Raw genomic sequence first — 15,153 nt, 5'->3', positions numbered from 1 at the left:
AAAGGGCTCATTTTTATTGAATCAATTCATTTTTGAATGCATAAATGACCGCTTGGGTACGATCATGGACCTCCAGCTTACTTAAAATATTGCTCACATGGACCTTTACTGTTTTCAAAGCAATGTATAACTCATCTGCCATTTCCTGATTGGATTTCCCCTGAGCCATTAAAAGCAAAATTTCCATTTCCCTTGCTGTCAGCTCATCATGAAGGTGCGAGCCTTGGGGCTGCCTCATTCTCTGCATCATTTTTCCGGTTACCTCCGGTTCAAGGATGAACTGCCCCTTATACGTTTCGCGGATGGCTCTCGCAATTTCGCTCGCCTTTGAGGTTTTAAGCATGTAGCTTGCAGCACCAGCCTGAAGAGCGGGGTAAACTTTTTCATCGTCCAGAAAGCTCGTTACGATAATGACCTTTGCCTCTGGCCAATCTCCGATAATTTTACGGGTTGCTTCAATCCCGTCCATTTCCTTCATAACAAGATCCATTAAAATGATGTCAGGCTTTAGTTTAAGGGCAAGTTCGTGAGCTTGGAGCCCATCCTCTGCCTCCCCTACAATTTCAATATCCGCCTGAGCGTTTAAATAAGAAGAAACCCCAATTCGGACCATTTCATGATCATCTGCAAATAAAACGCGTATCACAACGTCTCTCCTCCCGTTTCCTGTTCAATCAGCGGAATTCGTACTTCTATCCGTGTTCCTTTATTCGGCAGACTGATAATTTTAACAAGTCCCCCGAGCTCTGCTGCCCTTTCTTTAATATTCTGCAAGCCGTAGGAGCCGGTTTTTGCCTGCTCTACATCAAAGCCGATCCCGTCATCGGTTATCCTTAAGATGGCCATCTGCTCCCTTCTGATAAGCAGCACATCAAACTGTTCCGCTTTCGCATGCCTTAGTGTATTGGAAACAGACTCCTGCAGGATCCTGAATAAATGATCCTCCACCCCTTTAGGGAGTTTGAAAGATTCCAGTTTCCATGTCACCGTCATTGGAACTTTATGTATGAGCTCTGAAAGAAGTTCCTCTACTCCTTCTTTTAAAGTTTTTCCCTTCAAGGCAGCGGGACGGAGATGCAGGAGCAGCGCCCTCATTTCAAGCTGGGATTGATGGATCATTTGCTCTGTCAGCTTCATTTGCTTTCGGGTCAATTCCGGGCTGCTTTCCCCCTCATTGATTGCCGACATCAGCATGGAGGCGGCAAATAGCTGCTGACTTACGGAGTCATGCAGTTCCCGGGCCAATCTTTGTCGCTCCAGGGAAACCATCGCCTGTACCTGTTTTTCATGATCAACAGCTTTTTCATTGGCAGACTTTTGAAAGATTTTTATTTGTTCCGTTTGCTGCTTGTTCAGCCTGCCCAGTCCATCCCATATTTGCTGCAGCTCAGGTAATGAAGGCTTCTCAAATTCGGCGTTTGGATGTTTCCCGCTCTGGAGTTCCTGCAAATATAAGTTCATCATGTGAAGCTGTCTTTTCAGGCCGAATCCTGAAAAAAGTCCATAGCAGGCACCAGCCAGCATGCAAAGCAGCAGTGCGAACAAGATAAATGGAAGGTCTCCAATTTCTCTTTCCCACAGACTGGACCAATTATCGGGAGGGAACGTCATAAACCAGACGCTGAATAAGGCGATAAACAGAATGAGGGAAAGAATGACTCCTGAAAAAATATGGCGGAGCAGTGTGCTCATTTGCGTCTCACCTCGATATCCCCAACAAGGAAAGAGGTGCAAATCTTAAGTTTTTCCTTGGCATCCTTATAAGCCTCTGTTTCAAGAAAAATCGTTTTATTCATCTTTCTGGACTCTTTGTAATCCAGGACGTTTACCGCTCCTGCCATGACAGAATGTTTCAGAGAAACTTCTAATTCATAGGGAATATAAATTTGAACATTTCCAATAAACCCGCGGATAAAAATGACGGCCTCCCCTTTTGGAAGCACCGTATTGGATAAATCAATCACGGTGTCGCCAATACCTGTTTGAATGTTAACGTCCTGCCATTCATAAATGTCTTCAGGTGTCTGCTGCCTTCCAAAAAGAATATTACTGAGAAGCGGCTTCTCCATGACAATACCCTCAACCGGATCCTTATCAAGCCGGATTGCGCTCTCAGGTACTATCATCTGAGGTTTTTTCTGGCTCTGTACATACTGGTAAATGGCATATCCGAGCATCGCCAAAACTAAAAATTTAAAAGCAAAGGTATTCAGGAGAGTTAAGGTAAAGGAGATAATTCCAAACCAAAAGAGTAATTTCCCTTTTGAACGGGGCATTTTTTTTCGCCCGAAGTAGATGCATCCAATGGTGATGACTAGAAAAAAGACAGATCCTCCATCATGAAATGTGAACTCCAGCACTAAAAGGGCGATCCCGATAAGCAGGAATAAGTTAATGGTTTCGGTTTTTAGTTTGTCAAAAATGGCGATCGCCTCCTTATTGTGAAAAAGGCGCAGTACTGCGCCTTTTTAGGATACCACGTTTATTTAGGATGGAGAATTCGTTTTTTGTAAGTTGAATCCTTTTTCAAGTGCCTCCGTTTTAGCATCAATTGTACTTCTGTAGTAGTTGGTTTGAACCTGGTATTCAAGGCGGTCGATATATCGTTCCATTTCTTCAAAACGGCTGGATGAAGCCATTGATTCTTCTGAAGACTTCAGCACTTTATTCATTTTCGACTGAGCCCTTGCTGTGTTTTCCCTGCCCATTAATTCCATTCTTCGTAAATTCATATCCTTAAGTTTATGTTTCATTTCTTCGTATCTTTGTTCAAGCTGTTCAAGCTGAGCGGATGTCTCCCGTAAGGAATTAGTTAGACGCTGCTCCCGGTCCGTATACTGCTCATATTCTTTTTCAGCAAATTGCTTTAGCTCTGATTCCCCTGCCTGATCAGCGACTTCCGCCTGGTGTTTCCTTTTAGCCGCCATACGGGTCGCTTCTTGAAGCTCTCTTTTAAATTCGTCTTTCAGCTTATATTGCCTTTCAACAAGCCCTCTTACTTTTTCCGTTTCTTTCTCGCATTCTCTTAAGTATTGATTGAGCATAGCAATTGGATTTTTCTCCTCTTTTTGATCAAGGATTTCATGCAGATCAGCTGTAATGCTTTCTTTTAATCTTGTGAACAAATTTGACATGTTTTTTTCCAGCCCTTCTTATTTGGATTTATTGATTTCAGACCATTGACGTTCAAAGTTGACAAAAGGATCATCTGAACGGTTTTCACGTTCCTGCTGCTTTCCTTTTAAGCTTTTAACAATCTTGATGAATGCGTACAATGCAGCCAGGCCGATAATCGCCGGAAAATTCGAAAGCGATGCACTCAAAGCAATGAGACCGGCTATTGCCCAGATGATTTTCTTACCCGTAGAATCTGTTTTCATAAATCCTTTAAATGCAAAGTACAATATAGCGGCGCTAATCGCCAAACCGATGATATGCCCTGTATTGGCAAGCAGTATTATACCTGCTATAAAGGCAGCCGCTATCAATCCCGCTCTTTTCATTTTTTCATCTCCCTTCATGTATCTAGCTTACCTTCCCTGCCGTTTTTCTATAATGATCCCTGGCCATATTTTAGTGTAAGACTTGAGGCGTAGCCCGAGTTAGACCTTGGCTGATTGCTGTTATTACTGGTTGTTTTTTTATCATTATGATTATTTAGAACATAGTTTTTTTAGACATTCTAAAGGTGAATTGCTCCTGAAAATCTTCACTGTAGAAAAGGGTAGAAATTTCTTAAAGTGACTTACCGGACTGCCGTTTACCATATTTTTCAGCAAATCCGTTTATGCGCTGCAGTTCAACGGGTTAAGGAATAACGGTTTATAAAAGACTTGTATTAAGCCATCTCCTTTTGTACTAAGAAGAAAAGCCTTCTTCCAGTTGGAAGAAGGCTTTGTTCAGCTGTTTTTTAGTTTTGTATAAACAACAAGCCGTTCAAGGTGTGTTTTTTTGCGTTTGTCAAACGTTCCGGTGCACGTAATCAGATTGAGTCTGGGCTCATTCGTCCGGCCGAAAATGGATTGAATCGGTGCACGTTCATAAGGGTATGATTCAACCTTTTCAACAACAAACGTGCGGCTTTCTCCATTTGCATCCAAAACGGCTAATTCATCTCCGCTTTTCAGTTTTTTTAAATTGAAAAATACGGCTGGTCCCGTTTTGTTATCGACATGGCCGGCTATGACGGCATTGCCGGATGCACCAGGACGTGCCCCTTGCTTATACCATGCTGCATTCTGATCATCCTTTGGAACATCCATTGTTCCATCGCTTAAAAGGCCGGCTTTCTCAACCTTTGCATTGATTCCCAGTGCAGGAATTGATAGGGTTACGGGCGTTAAGCCTTCCTCAGGCTTTCGAACAGGTGCTTGAGAGCTTGAGGAAGCCTTCAAAGATTTAGTTTCAATCGGTATGGTTTTACCCGGCTGAGGCATTCCTTCTTTTTCCTGAACTCCGCTGCATCCAGCCAGGAAAAGAATCAGAGCAATGTTACTGAGTGCTTTTTTTCTTACCATAAATAACAAGAGCTCCTAAACCCGCGGCTGCTGCAAAAATGGCCCAAGGTGCAGCGGAATGCTCATTTTCTGATGTTCCCCCCATACCAGTTTTCGGCATTCCGGCAGGCATCATTGGATCTTCCAGGACGATGGCATCAAGTGCCGGATCCTTTTTAGCAAAACCTACAGCCAGAACGGTATACGTCATGTTCTCCTTCAATTCTGTCCCAGCCAGGTCAAGAACGGAATCCTTTGAACCCGCTGCTCTTACTTCCAGATCATAGCTTCCTGGATCAACTTCCATATAATCTGTTACTCCTTTAAATTCTGCTTCCGGGAAAAGTACATCCCCATCTTTAACAGCAACATCTACTGCAGGTGCATCAGGAGAAAAATGGCCTACCCGGATTTTAGATTTGCCATCCGTAACCATTGTATCGTCATTCAAAATTTTCAGTTCAAGATTATCAAGTGTGTTAATAGCTGCAGCTGTATACATTTTTCCTGCTTCAACAGTCAGATCAGAGGTGATGACCGGTTTTCCCTCTTCCACAGTTCCTGCTGCGAAAATTTCGACTTTATGGTTTCCGGCAGGCAAAGCCATAAAATCCGTTGCATCCTTGAATTTTGCTCCTTCAACTACTGTGTTTCCATCTACTGTTACATCAACCGCCGGTGCATCAGGCGAAGCATGTACAATCCGAACCATCGCATTTTTTGATTCCGCTGCCAGTACTGAAGTCCCCATTAGTGCAAATACCATGATAATGACCATCATCGCTAATTTTTTCAACTAGAATCTCTCCTTTTATTTTGGTGTAGTCCGGAAATTAATTGCAACGGCCCTCCTCTCTATTATTTATGTACAAATCTTATACAATACTTGTACGTTTAGTCAAAACATAACATGCTTTGACAGCACATTCCGATTATTACTGATTTTTTATTATTAATTGATTATTTAGAACATAGTTTTTTTAAAAAATGTTTTACACTGCATCCTTATTTAACTGGTTATTTAGAACATTGTTTTGTATGAATGAATCATTTTCGGAGGCTTTGATCGATGAATGGTTAGCCAATCAGGCTAAAATTAGCTTATAATAAATGAATATCAGATAAAGGAGTGCTGGCATGAAAATCAAAGTGAATAAAGAAGCAGCTAAATGGTACCAAGATGAACTGCGTTTACAGGCTGGAGACTCCGTTCGGTTCTTTGTCCGCTACGGCGGTTCAAGCACCATACAAAAAGGATTTAGTCTTGGAGTAGCAAAAGAGGATATAGAAGATGCTGGTGCATCCATAAAAGCTGAAGGAATTGAATTTTTCGTCAGCGAACGGGATTTATGGTACTTTGACGGAAATGATCTGCTGGTCGAATTTGATGCTGAAAGGAAGGAACCTATTTTTGACTACGAAAAAGCCGCAGACTAACTGCGGCTTTTCATTTCAACTTAAATTTTTGTATGGTTTCGTCCATACCGTAATGTTTTAGCACGTTTAGCTGTGTTCTGCCCATTAAATCAAAATGAGGGTAATCACTTCGGCGGTCAATCCATTCTGCTTGTAAGCCAAATTGTTTTCCCCACTCTGCAAGTTTGGTCAGATCACTGCAACCTGCTTTCGTCACGGAATGGGAAGCCGGAAACCGGTCATCATACCAAAAATGAGTCAAAAAGGCGATTTCTTTCCTTAATACCGCTTCCTTCCAAATTTTCAGTTCACTTCTTTTAATTCCAAAAGCCATTAACGTTCACTTCTTCGAGCCCTTTTATAGGCTTCATCCCAGTCCGGAAAGAATTTTCTAATGTTAATAGGCCTGAATGATTCCTTCTTGACGCATACATGAGAGGACGCTGCTTTTATTGCAAGCTCCCCATCGGGAGTGAACATTTCATATCCGTAAACCACTTTAACACCGCTATATTCTTGAACCCATGTATGTATGATTGCCTTTTGGCCGTATTTTAGAGGCTTCTTATATTCGATATTTATATCAATGACAGGGGAAAGAATTCCTTCTTCTTCCATGTCTGCATAGGAGAACCCTAAATCTTCTATAAGTTTTGTGCGTCCGATCTCCATCCAGACTAAGTAGTTGGCGTGATAAACAATTCCCATTTGATCCGTTTCTGAATAGCGTACTTCCACTTCTGTTTTTGATGTGAACATCGTTTTCTCTCCTCACTGCTGCTGACTGATTGCCTGTTTATTCTATCATGACAGCGAATCTTGAACAAAAAATGAAGCTTGATGTGCATTTAGCACATTGTTTTATTAATAAAAATAAAGAACCGGCAATTGCCGATTCTTTATTTTTCACTTTGTCTCATACCCATTTTCACGTGCCTGGGCTTCGTCCTGAATTTCGGTTCTCATCGCAGCAATCGAATCTTCTCTGCGTTTGTTCTTTTCTTCAATCTCCCTGCGGTCTTTCTCATTCGCCATAGCGAGAGAGTCATGTGATTTTTCAATATTTTGTATGGTGTTCTGAACCATATCCTGCAGCTTTTCTACGTTATCTGAACGGTCATCCGGATTTGATTTGTAGCCCATTGCTCTCACCCTCCGCATTTGTATTGTCATTATTCCCCTTTTGTTTGAATAACCTGGGGATGCTGGCCTGATTTATCCTGCATTTGCTTGCCTTTGTTTCCTCCGAACCCTCTTGACTTTGTGCCAATGTGATCGGGATTAAATTGTTTTGATTTATTGTTGGAATTGGTCATAAAAATAGCCTCCTTCCGATTATTATCTTTTCCGGCTGAAGGCACTTTCATGAATTTATTTTTCTGTAAAACGCTGTTCAAGCTTATCTTCAATTTTATCTAGGAATGCTTCATCTTTTAATAGTTCTTTTTTGTTTTCCATCACAAGTTCCTCGAATGACAGCTTTTTGACTTTTCTCAAAAGCTTACACCTCCATATGTATTAGCGACAGTATAGCCGATTTACTCGCCGCCTATACGTGGAGGGATTCAAGACTGGACAAAATTTTTGAGGGTTTTATAATCCACCATGCTTCTTTGGACTTTCTGAATGACCCCTTTCTCATCCAAAAAATAGGTGGTCGGGTAGCTGAATACTTTATATTGTGTCAGCACATCTGCTTCAGGATCCATTAGAACAGGAAATTGCATCTTTTGATCCTCAACAAATTTTTTAACAGAGCTCTCGTTGGCTTCAGAAACGGTATAATTAACGGCCAGGATGACAACATCCTTATCGTATTCAGCTGAAATTTCCTTCAATTCAGGAATTTCTTTTTTGCATGGCGGGCACCAGGTTGCCCAAAAATTGAGAATGACTTTTTTTCCTTTATAATCGGAAAGCTGAACGCTGCCTCCATCAAGCTGAGGCAATGTGAATTCAGGAGCTGTATTCCCCTTCTCAAGTCCTACTGGCGGTTCTTTTGGCCATAGCGCCTGCCAAACAGCGAAAAGGATTAAAACCGCTAATATGGACAGCGCTGCAATGCGTTTCATCATGGCTTTTCCCCTCTTCGTCCCATTTATCTTTTATATGTATGCATTTATTTTACTTCATAATCCGTAAAAAGGACAATCCGCAGGAACAGAAAAAGACAGCCAATTGGCTGCCTTTTTACGTTTAATTTATGCTTTTAGCTTGCCGCGAAGGACCATTGGAAGAATCCCGCCGTGGCGATAGTAATCAATTTCAACTTCACTGTCAAAACGGACAAGTGCTTCGAATTCAATGGAGTTTCCTGCTTCATCTGTCGCACGCACTTTTACGTGATCGCGAGGTTTAACGGATTCTCCAATTGATACTTCAAATACTTCTTTCCCAGTTAAGCCAAGTGAATCAGCGCTGTCTCCTTCTTTAAATTGAAGAGGAAGAACGCCCATTAGCACAAGGTTGCTTCTGTGGATCCGCTCGTAGCTTTCCGCGATCACTGTCTTGATTCCAAGAAGCGTTGTTCCTTTTGCAGCCCAGTCACGGGAGCTTCCCATACCGTAATCCTTGCCTCCGATGACCATGAGGCCGGTTCCATCCTGCTTGTATTTCATGCAAGCCTCATAGATGGATGTTACTTCGCCTGTCGGCCAGTAAGTTGTATAACCGCCTTCTGTGCCTGGAGCGATTTGATTGCGGATCCGGATGTTTGCAAACGTTCCGCGCATCATTACCTCGTGGTTGCCTCGGCGTGAACCGTAGGAGTTAAAGTCTCTTGGTGAAACGCCTTTTTCCTGTAAATAACGTCCTGCCGGCGTATCCTTGCCGATTGAGCCAGCCGGGGAAATATGATCCGTTGTAACAGAATCTCCGAACTTACCTACAACTCTCAGAGCTGTCAGCGGTTTAACAGTGCCAGGCTCTGGAGACATTCCCTCAAAGAATGTAGGAGCTTGAATATACGTAGAATTTTCATCCCACACATACTGTGCTTCATCTGTTGTTTCAATTTCATTCCAGCGGGCATTATCGTCAAATACGCGGTTGTATTCTTTACGGAATAGCTCCGGTGTAACAGTTTTTGCCACGACTTCTTTAATTTCTTCTGAAGTTGGCCAGATATCGCTGAAGAAAACGTCGTTTCCATCCTTGTCTTTACCTAATGAATCATTTTGCAGGTCAACGTTAACCGTTCCTGCAAGTGCGTAGGCAACGACTAGCGGAGGAGATGCCAGGTAGTTTCCTTTTACTAATGGATGGATCCGTCCTTCAAAGTTACGGTTTCCGGAAAGAACAGATGTAATTAACAGATCAGCATCTGCAACAGCCGTTTCGATCTCCTCTGCCAGAGGACCGGAATTTCCGATACAAGTCGTACAGCCATAACCAACTGTGTTAAAGCCAAGCTTCTCAAGGTAAGGCATTAGGCCGGAATTATCAAGGTAGCCCGTCACAACTTTTGATCCCGGTGCAAGAGATGTTTTGACATAAGCAGGCACCTGCAAGCCTTTTTCGACGGCTTTTTTCGCCACTAAGCCTGCACCAATCAATACATACGGATTGGAAGTATTCGTACAGCTTGTGATAGCAGCAATTGCAATCGCACCCGTTTTCATAACCGTTTCTTCTCCGCTTGCAAGTTTAACGGTTACTTCTTTGTCCATATCCTTTGCCTCAAGACCAAAACCTTGATTTCCGAAAGGAGCGGACAGGTGGGAATGGAATGTTTCTTTCATTTGGGAAAGAGGAATCAAATCCTGCGGACGCTTTGGACCGGAAAGATTTGCTTCAATTCCGCCAAGATCGATTTCTACAACATCTGTGAAAATCGGATCTGCTTTATCTGGTGTATAGAAAAGATCATTTTCTTTGGAATAAGTTTCAACTAAATCAATTTGATCTTCATCGCGGCCTGTCAAACGAAGATAGTTAAGCGTTTCTCCGTCAACCGGGAAGAATCCGCAGGTTGCACCGTATTCAGGCGCCATGTTTGCAATTGTTGCACGGTCAGCAAGTGGAAGTTCCGGTACACCCGGGCCGTAGAATTCTACGAATTTCCCTACCACACCTTTTTGGCGAAGAACTTGTGTTACTTTTAGCGCTAAATCAGTAGCCGTTGTTCCTGATGGCAATTTGCCGGTTAATTTTACACCGATTACTTCAGGCACAGGGAAGTAAGATGGCTGGCCGAGCATTCCTGCTTCTGCCTCAATTCCGCCTACACCCCATCCAAGTACACCGATTCCGTTAATCATCGTTGTATGGGAATCCGTACCGACTAAGGAATCCGGATAAGCAACTGTTTCTGAATCCTTTTCTGCCGCGTGGACAACGTTTGCCAGATACTCAAGGTTTACCTGATGGACGATACCTGTTGCTGGCGGTACAGCGCGGTAATTATCAAATGCTTTTTTAGCCCAGCTCAAAAACTTATAGCGTTCTGCGTTGCGCTGGAATTCAAGCTCCATATTGAATTGAAGTGAATCTTCTGTTCCCGCTTTATCAACTTGAACAGAGTGATCGATAACAAGATCTACTGTAATTTCAGGATTGATTTTGTCAGGGTCGCCGCCCATTTCAGCCATTGCTTTACGAAGGGATGCTAAATCTACAACCGCAGGAACTCCTGTAAAATCCTGAAGGATGACGCGGGAAGGCTTGAAAGGAACATCGATATCCTGCTGTTCGCTTGTTCCCCATTTTGCAAGGTTTTCAACGTGTTCTTTCTTAATAACATGTCCGTCTACCTGTCTTAGCACAGATTCCAGAAGAACCTTAATGGAATAAGGCAATTTTGTAACCTGCCCGATTCCTGCCTCTTCAAGCGCTTTCAAAGAGTAGTAATGATACGTCTTGCCTTTTAAGTCGAAGGTTTTACGTGCTTGAAATACATCTTGATTATTCAACTGCTGCTGTTCCGTCATGTGTTACTCCCCCTTAAAGCTGTTATCGACTCTACGTGTCGAAAACGGTTACCATGAACCGTTACAAACTTCACAATTCAATCTTAATACAACTTTATACATAAGTAAATATCAATGATGTTATTGAAGATTATAAGAATTTCTTATAGATGTGATCATTCATTATTTTCGCACAATATAAAATTTTGTGCTTCATGATTGACTCCCGAATGGTTCTGCTTTCTAAAAGCTTTAGGAAACAAAATCAATAGACATGGTTAACAGAACCAAAAAAAACCACGGCCGCGGCTGTGGTTTTTTAATCATTATTTTTCATCCTCTTCATTCATTCCCTGAACAATCTGGTTTATATCCTTTTGAAATGTCTCCAGCTGGCTGCGCTGATGCTCAGAAGCAACCTCCAGTGCATTTTGGATTTGTTGGTTCGTCTCATTGATTTCCTCTTTTAAATGGTTAAGCTCTGAACCATAATCCTTGCTCTCTGAATTTAATGTTTCGAAATGACTCTTTGTTTCCGTGGCCTCCTGCTGTGCTGCCTGGAATGCCTGCTGTTTATTCTTATGGTATGGCATCATCATTACTCCTTTATCTGGCTTTTTTTCTTCCCCTATCTTTTCCTTTGGCGTTAAATGTATGCACGTATACTCCATCGAACCAAGCAAAAGCTAACAGGAAAGGAGGAGATTCATTTGACCAATAAAAACACAGGCAAAGATATGAGAAAAAATGCTCCTAAGGGAGATCAGCCGGGACAGCCTGAACCGCTTAGCGGCTCTAAAAAAGTAAAAAACAGAAACCATTCCCGCCAGAAGCATAATAGCGGACACGATATGTAATTTTCTTACCCTCCACTTGGGCTTATTCATTCACTAAAAACCTGCTGCTGAATAAAAATAGTGAAAGGCATCTTTTGGAGGGTATGATTAAAATGAATGATCCAAAACGGTCCGGCGCCTCTGATTTTGAAGGACTGGATCAATGGCTCGCTCAGTTTTTAGATGATCCTTTTTCAAGTGGATTTGATGGTTCATTCCGCACCGATGTTTATGAAACAAGCGACCAGTACATTATCGAAGCTGATTTAACCGGACTTCCATTAGAAAAGATTTCTGTTTTAAAAGGGAACAGCAGCCTCACAATCAAAACACTGTCCTCTAAAAAAGAAGCAATGGTTTTTCTTCCATTCTGCCTGGATAAAAGAAAGATGACTGCTTTATACGCCAATGGGATCCTAGAGATCATGATTCTGAAAGAAGAACAGCAACTACCGGCATCCTCAAATAATAAGCTAATCATCATCCCTGAACAGAGATAGCCATCTCTGATTTTTTTTGTTTAAAAAATGATCCTCAGAGGCATGCGCCCTTGGCAGCACTTAAATGCACCCGTTTGTTACATATAGACAAGCGCTTATACATTCCGCTCAGCCTGTACATATACTGCTAAAAACAGGAGCGATCAAAACTTGGGTGTGTATATAAAAAGTCTCGTCATTAATGAAATATCCGGAGGAGTGGTTCATTTCGGAAATGCGGTAAACGTTGGACCGATTACTGCTTCAAAATCGGTGGAAGGCAGCGGGAGCGGTACTGCTGATGATTCCTCTCAGTCCCCTGCAGCCCAAATGTCCTCAAACGGTTCCCTATCCGCTACTGCCACAATGAATGCAGGTTTAAACGCTCAGCGGCAAAGCCGTTCTAATTGAATCGCCATAAGCATATCCTCTTTGAAAAAGAAATGGGGTTTTCATTATGGCATACAGGGGTTCGAAGGGCTGGTACATTTCAGAGCTTAAGAAGGCAGGAATTACGAAGCATCCAATCGACCGAAAGAAACTTGAATCGTATAAAACATATGTAATCAGAAAGATCTGGCTTACTGCGCTTAATGGAAATGAAAAAGCTTGACCTCTTCCCATTCGTTTTCATGTATAATAAAAGCATAAATGGAAACAGTTGGGGTGAACAGGATGCTTGACGGCTGGTTTCAATGGTTTATCGTGTTTTGGGTATTTTTCCTGATTGCGATGCTCTCGATTGGCGGATATTTTATGTTCAGAAAGTTTTTAAAACGCCTGCCGAAAGAGGACGGAAAATCAATTTTGGACTGGCAGGATCATTATATTCAAAAATCCCGCCATCTGTGGGATCAAAGTCAAAAGGACCTGCTAGAGGATTTAGTTTCACCTGTACCGGAACTTTTCAGAGATGTGGCCAGGGAGAAAATCGCCGGCAAAATCGGCGAGCTTGCCTTACAAGAAAAAGCACCAATCATTACACAGGATCACGTCATAAGAGGCTATATACTGGCTACACCTAAGAGGGACCATAAGTTTCTGATTAAGCATCTAAAACAAAAGCAAATCGATTATCAGATGTATAAGACGATGTTTTAAATGATTAAAGCTGCACCCTGCAGGGTACAGCTTTTTTACGTGGCTTGTGTATTTGGCGGATTGATCTGATTTTGGATTTTTTTAAAAGACATATACATGGCAATTCTCCAAGGCACAATCATTCCAAATGCAAGCAGCCAGAACATTCCGCTAAGAGCACCGACATCAATAGAAAGGCTCAAAAATGACTTTAACCCAACACGGAGTGCCAGCAAACCAATTAAAATAAAAGCAAATGCCTTCGATCGCTTTAAATAAATTTCATTGTCGCGAATTTCAAACTTGCTCGTTTTAATGAGAAATATTGAAAAAAACATTCCCGCTAGAATGGCCTCCCAAAATTCTGCAAGCGTTACATGGAAAAACGGAAAAATAAACATCAAGGCACCTGTACTCATGAATAATGGCGGAAGGATAATTTTCTTAGCTGATGCAGGCTTCCTTGAAGCGCGCATTCTTACTACTAATACGATCGTTCCCATTACAACCGCCATTATCGTAGAAATGACTAATAAATCCATGGTTCATCATCCCTCATATTTTGATTCTTCTATTATAAACCAATTTACTCAAAGTTAACATATGACAAAGGCTTGCCGGACATGCTAGTATTTCAAGAAATGAAAAAACCATTTAGATTCATTCTAAATGGCAATGTATAGGTTAGCCCAGTACCCGCTCTACCGCTTCAAGAACCCGGCTGGAGTCGAAGGGCTTAATAATAAAATCTTTGGCTCCCGCTTCAATCGCCTCTACAACCATTTTCTGCTGGCCCATAGCAGAACACATGATTACTTTTGCGGCCGGAAACTCACTCATAATCTCTTTTAATGCATCCAGCCCATTTTTCTCAGGCATTGTAATATCAAGTGTTACAAGATCCGGGAGCAGTGCCTTATATTGACTGACCGCTTCAATGCCATTTTCGGCTTCCCCTGCTATGGTGTGACTTGCTCCTTCAAGTACATTAGTCAATGTAACTCTCATAAATTTGGCATCATCAACGATCAGAATCCTCGCCATGTTACCCCTCCCTAAAATGCTTCGCCTTCATCTGTAATCTATTATAACAGAAAGAAGAGGAAAAAGTAGTAAATTTGACTTATTTTTAAAATATTTATAGGTCTAAAATCCTGTAAAACCTGTCAATTTTGTAAAATAGTTGATAATAGCCGCCATACCATCGAAGAATAGGAGCAATCCCATTGCAACCATAATCCCGCCCCCTGCTTTCATAAATACGGCAGTATGCTTTGAAATCCAATGCATCTTTCCGATAAAAAAAGCTAAAACAAAAAAAGGGACAGAAAAACCAAGCGTATAGCTAATCATATACAGAAGCGCTGATTCCGGCTGTGAACCGGCTAAGGTCATCACCGCTGTCAAAATCGGACCGACACATGGAGACCATCCAGCAGCAAATCCAAGCCCAATCAAAATTGACCCCGCATACCCTGCAGGCCGATGCTTGAACTGCAGTCTCCGCTCTTTCATAAGGAATTTTGGAGATAAAACTCCAAGCGTGACAAACCCCATAAAGACAATCAATATCGCTCCCAGCTGCCGAAGTAAATCCTGATAGTTAATAAAAAAACTCCCAATCATGGACGTACTGAACCCAAGTGCCACAAAGATAATGGAAAAACCCAGCAAGAAAAAGCCTGTATGAAGCATGCTCTGTGTTCGGTGCATTCCCTGCTCCGATTTCAAATCCTGAACAGAAACTCCCGTTATGTATGATAAAAACGCCGGATAAACCGGCAGGCAGCAAGGTGAAACAAAAGAAAGGAACCCCGCTCCAAATGAAAGCATCGCATTTACATCTGCCATCCTCATCCTTCTCTCTTCAATACCTTTTTTTAAATGTACCACATCCGGAATGAATACGAATAAATATTTCATTTTATGTCATTCATAT

24 protein-coding genes are annotated in these 15,153 nt (G+C 42.0%); 6 read left to right on the top strand and 18 right to left on the bottom strand.

Annotation, left to right across the window (positions count from 1 at the left end):
* Positions 1 to 13 precede the first annotated feature (13 nt).
* The 7 genes from WCV65_RS10620 to WCV65_RS10590 all read right to left on the bottom strand — a co-directional run bounded on the left by WCV65_RS10620 (position 14) and on the right by WCV65_RS10590 (position 5,292).
* Positions 14 to 646, bottom strand: a complete 633-nt coding sequence (locus WCV65_RS10620; protein ID WP_338782070.1) for a response regulator transcription factor — start codon at positions 644 to 646, stop codon at positions 14 to 16.
* On the bottom strand, positions 643 to 1,692 hold the full coding sequence (locus WCV65_RS10615) for a sensor histidine kinase (RefSeq protein ID WP_338782068.1): 1,050 nt from the start codon (positions 1,690 to 1,692) through the stop codon (positions 643 to 645). The genes WCV65_RS10620 and WCV65_RS10615 overlap by 4 nt, the downstream gene beginning before the upstream one ends.
* A complete protein-coding gene (gene liaF / locus WCV65_RS10610; protein ID WP_338782066.1) occupies positions 1,689 to 2,360 on the bottom strand; it encodes a cell wall-active antibiotics response protein LiaF in 672 nt (223 codons plus the stop codon). The genes WCV65_RS10615 and liaF overlap by 4 nt, the downstream gene beginning before the upstream one ends.
* A gap of 126 nt (positions 2,361 to 2,486) precedes the next feature.
* Positions 2,487 to 3,134, bottom strand: coding sequence for a PspA/IM30 family protein (locus WCV65_RS10605; RefSeq protein ID WP_035411592.1), 648 nt, complete (start codon positions 3,132 to 3,134; stop codon positions 2,487 to 2,489).
* 18 nt (positions 3,135 to 3,152) lie between these two features.
* Complete coding sequence (locus tag WCV65_RS10600; RefSeq protein WP_338782064.1) at positions 3,153 to 3,503, bottom strand: flagellar basal body rod protein; 351 nt, start codon at positions 3,501 to 3,503, stop codon at positions 3,153 to 3,155.
* Positions 3,504 to 3,899: 396 nt separating this feature from the next.
* Positions 3,900 to 4,517, bottom strand: a complete 618-nt coding sequence (locus WCV65_RS10595) for a class F sortase (RefSeq protein ID WP_035411595.1) — start codon at positions 4,515 to 4,517, stop codon at positions 3,900 to 3,902.
* Complete coding sequence (locus tag WCV65_RS10590) at positions 4,492 to 5,292, bottom strand: DUF4397 domain-containing protein (protein ID WP_338782062.1); 801 nt, start codon at positions 5,290 to 5,292, stop codon at positions 4,492 to 4,494. Before WCV65_RS10590 ends, WCV65_RS10595 begins: the two co-directional genes overlap by 26 nt.
* A 341-nt stretch (positions 5,293 to 5,633) precedes the next feature.
* Here WCV65_RS10590 and WCV65_RS10585 point away from each other — a divergent pair, with 341 nt between their 5' ends.
* A complete protein-coding gene (locus tag WCV65_RS10585) occupies positions 5,634 to 5,933 on the top strand; it encodes a HesB/YadR/YfhF family protein (protein ID WP_338782061.1) in 300 nt (99 codons plus the stop codon).
* Between the two features lie 10 nt (positions 5,934 to 5,943).
* On the opposite strand, the gene WCV65_RS10580 is transcribed toward WCV65_RS10585, so the two are convergent.
* The 8 genes from WCV65_RS10580 to WCV65_RS10545 form a co-directional block, all read right to left on the bottom strand.
* A complete protein-coding gene (locus WCV65_RS10580) occupies positions 5,944 to 6,246 on the bottom strand; it encodes a hypothetical protein (protein WP_035411605.1) in 303 nt (100 codons plus the stop codon).
* Positions 6,246 to 6,671 (bottom strand): YbgC/FadM family acyl-CoA thioesterase, encoded by a 426-nt coding sequence (locus tag WCV65_RS10575; protein ID WP_338782060.1) that lies wholly within the window; start codon positions 6,669 to 6,671, stop codon positions 6,246 to 6,248. Before WCV65_RS10575 ends, WCV65_RS10580 begins: the two co-directional genes overlap by 1 nt.
* Positions 6,672 to 6,818: 147 nt before the next feature.
* Complete coding sequence (gene tlp, locus WCV65_RS10570) at positions 6,819 to 7,055, bottom strand: small acid-soluble spore protein Tlp (protein WP_035411609.1); 237 nt, start codon at positions 7,053 to 7,055, stop codon at positions 6,819 to 6,821.
* Between the two features lie 29 nt (positions 7,056 to 7,084).
* On the bottom strand, positions 7,085 to 7,228 hold the full coding sequence (locus WCV65_RS10565; RefSeq protein WP_035411612.1) for an acid-soluble spore protein N: 144 nt from the start codon (positions 7,226 to 7,228) through the stop codon (positions 7,085 to 7,087).
* 55 nt (positions 7,229 to 7,283) lie between these two features.
* Complete coding sequence (locus WCV65_RS10560; RefSeq protein ID WP_066099097.1) at positions 7,284 to 7,409, bottom strand: FbpB family small basic protein; 126 nt, start codon at positions 7,407 to 7,409, stop codon at positions 7,284 to 7,286.
* A gap of 68 nt (positions 7,410 to 7,477) precedes the next feature.
* Entirely contained in the window at positions 7,478 to 7,987 is a 510-nt protein-coding gene (locus tag WCV65_RS10555; RefSeq protein ID WP_035411614.1) for a TlpA disulfide reductase family protein, read from the bottom strand.
* A gap of 126 nt (positions 7,988 to 8,113) precedes the next feature.
* Positions 8,114 to 10,840 carry an aconitate hydratase AcnA gene (gene acnA, locus WCV65_RS10550; protein ID WP_035411618.1) on the bottom strand — a complete coding sequence of 909 codons (2,727 nt, stop codon included), beginning with the start codon at positions 10,838 to 10,840 and terminating at the stop codon, positions 8,114 to 8,116.
* 305 nt (positions 10,841 to 11,145) lie between these two features.
* The gene (locus WCV65_RS10545; RefSeq protein WP_035411621.1) at positions 11,146 to 11,412 is read right to left on the bottom strand and encodes a hypothetical protein; all 267 of its coding nucleotides are present in this window, start codon (positions 11,410 to 11,412) and stop codon (positions 11,146 to 11,148) included.
* 117 nt (positions 11,413 to 11,529) lie between these two features.
* Here WCV65_RS10545 and WCV65_RS10540 point away from each other — a divergent pair, with 117 nt between their 5' ends.
* The 5 genes from WCV65_RS10540 (at position 11,530) to WCV65_RS10520 (ending at position 13,235) form a co-directional block, all read left to right on the top strand.
* Entirely contained in the window at positions 11,530 to 11,676 is a 147-nt protein-coding gene (locus tag WCV65_RS10540) for a small acid-soluble spore protein P (RefSeq protein ID WP_066099099.1), read from the top strand.
* Positions 11,677 to 11,768: 92 nt separating this feature from the next.
* On the top strand, positions 11,769 to 12,155 hold the full coding sequence (locus tag WCV65_RS10535; protein ID WP_338782054.1) for an Hsp20/alpha crystallin family protein: 387 nt from the start codon (positions 11,769 to 11,771) through the stop codon (positions 12,153 to 12,155).
* Between the two features lie 156 nt (positions 12,156 to 12,311).
* Positions 12,312 to 12,545, top strand: coding sequence for a spore germination protein (locus tag WCV65_RS10530; RefSeq protein WP_338782251.1), 234 nt, complete (start codon positions 12,312 to 12,314; stop codon positions 12,543 to 12,545).
* Between the two features lie 46 nt (positions 12,546 to 12,591).
* Complete coding sequence (locus WCV65_RS10525; protein WP_082883912.1) at positions 12,592 to 12,747, top strand: DUF2639 domain-containing protein; 156 nt, start codon at positions 12,592 to 12,594, stop codon at positions 12,745 to 12,747.
* A 62-nt stretch (positions 12,748 to 12,809) separates the two neighbouring features.
* Positions 12,810 to 13,235 (top strand): DUF2621 domain-containing protein, encoded by a 426-nt coding sequence (locus WCV65_RS10520; protein ID WP_338782052.1) that lies wholly within the window; start codon positions 12,810 to 12,812, stop codon positions 13,233 to 13,235.
* A gap of 35 nt (positions 13,236 to 13,270) precedes the next feature.
* Here WCV65_RS10520 and WCV65_RS10515 read toward each other — a convergent pair whose 3' ends face one another.
* From WCV65_RS10515 to WCV65_RS10505, 3 genes are all read right to left on the bottom strand, one after another.
* Positions 13,271 to 13,756 carry a cytochrome c biogenesis protein CcdC gene (locus WCV65_RS10515; protein ID WP_035411630.1) on the bottom strand — a complete coding sequence of 162 codons (486 nt, stop codon included), beginning with the start codon at positions 13,754 to 13,756 and terminating at the stop codon, positions 13,271 to 13,273.
* Between the two features lie 142 nt (positions 13,757 to 13,898).
* Entirely contained in the window at positions 13,899 to 14,258 is a 360-nt protein-coding gene (locus WCV65_RS10510; RefSeq protein WP_035411632.1) for a response regulator, read from the bottom strand.
* A gap of 102 nt (positions 14,259 to 14,360) precedes the next feature.
* Positions 14,361 to 15,065, bottom strand: a complete 705-nt coding sequence (locus WCV65_RS10505; protein ID WP_035412074.1) for a cytochrome c biogenesis protein CcdA — start codon at positions 15,063 to 15,065, stop codon at positions 14,361 to 14,363.
* Positions 15,066 to 15,153: the final 88 nt, after the last annotated feature.

Source organism: Metabacillus sp. FJAT-52054 (assembly GCF_037201815.1).
In the GTDB taxonomy this organism is placed as follows: Bacteria; Bacillota; Bacilli; order Bacillales; family Bacillaceae; genus Metabacillus_B; species Metabacillus_B sediminis.
The sequence above is the reverse complement of the archived record's forward strand: the minus strand, read 5'-3'. Positions and strand labels throughout refer to the sequence as shown.

Excerpts from the sequence above, each read along its gene's own strand:
- WCV65_RS10510 (WP_035411632.1), bottom strand. The coding sequence starts at position 14,258 with ATGGCGAGGATTCTGATCGTTGATGATGCCAAATTTATGAGAGTTACA.
- WCV65_RS10555 (WP_035411614.1), bottom strand. The coding sequence starts at position 7,987 with ATGATGAAACGCATTGCAGCGCTGTCCATATTAGCGGTTTTAATCCTT.
- tlp (WP_035411609.1), bottom strand. The coding sequence starts at position 7,055 with ATGGGCTACAAATCAAATCCGGATGACCGTTCAGATAACGTAGAAAAG.
- acnA (WP_035411618.1), bottom strand. The coding sequence starts at position 10,840 with ATGACGGAACAGCAGCAGTTGAATAATCAAGATGTATTTCAAGCACGT.
- WCV65_RS10600 (WP_338782064.1), bottom strand. The coding sequence starts at position 3,503 with ATGAAAAGAGCGGGATTGATAGCGGCTGCCTTTATAGCAGGTATAATA.
- WCV65_RS10575 (WP_338782060.1), bottom strand. The coding sequence starts at position 6,671 with ATGTTCACATCAAAAACAGAAGTGGAAGTACGCTATTCAGAAACGGAT.
- WCV65_RS10585 (WP_338782061.1), top strand. The coding sequence starts at position 5,634 with ATGAAAATCAAAGTGAATAAAGAAGCAGCTAAATGGTACCAAGATGAA.
- WCV65_RS10545 (WP_035411621.1), bottom strand. The coding sequence starts at position 11,412 with ATGCCATACCATAAGAATAAACAGCAGGCATTCCAGGCAGCACAGCAG.
- WCV65_RS10580 (WP_035411605.1), bottom strand. The coding sequence starts at position 6,246 with ATGGCTTTTGGAATTAAAAGAAGTGAACTGAAAATTTGGAAGGAAGCG.
- WCV65_RS10520 (WP_338782052.1), top strand. The coding sequence starts at position 12,810 with ATGCTTGACGGCTGGTTTCAATGGTTTATCGTGTTTTGGGTATTTTTC.
- WCV65_RS10515 (WP_035411630.1), bottom strand. The coding sequence starts at position 13,756 with ATGGATTTATTAGTCATTTCTACGATAATGGCGGTTGTAATGGGAACG.
- WCV65_RS10615 (WP_338782068.1), bottom strand. The coding sequence starts at position 1,692 with ATGAGCACACTGCTCCGCCATATTTTTTCAGGAGTCATTCTTTCCCTC.
- WCV65_RS10595 (WP_035411595.1), bottom strand. The coding sequence starts at position 4,517 with ATGGTAAGAAAAAAAGCACTCAGTAACATTGCTCTGATTCTTTTCCTG.
- WCV65_RS10505 (WP_035412074.1), bottom strand. The coding sequence starts at position 15,065 with ATGGCAGATGTAAATGCGATGCTTTCATTTGGAGCGGGGTTCCTTTCT.
- WCV65_RS10605 (WP_035411592.1), bottom strand. The coding sequence starts at position 3,134 with ATGTCAAATTTGTTCACAAGATTAAAAGAAAGCATTACAGCTGATCTG.
- WCV65_RS10565 (WP_035411612.1), bottom strand. The coding sequence starts at position 7,228 with ATGACCAATTCCAACAATAAATCAAAACAATTTAATCCCGATCACATT.
- WCV65_RS10535 (WP_338782054.1), top strand. The coding sequence starts at position 11,769 with ATGAATGATCCAAAACGGTCCGGCGCCTCTGATTTTGAAGGACTGGAT.
- WCV65_RS10525 (WP_082883912.1), top strand. The coding sequence starts at position 12,592 with ATGGCATACAGGGGTTCGAAGGGCTGGTACATTTCAGAGCTTAAGAAG.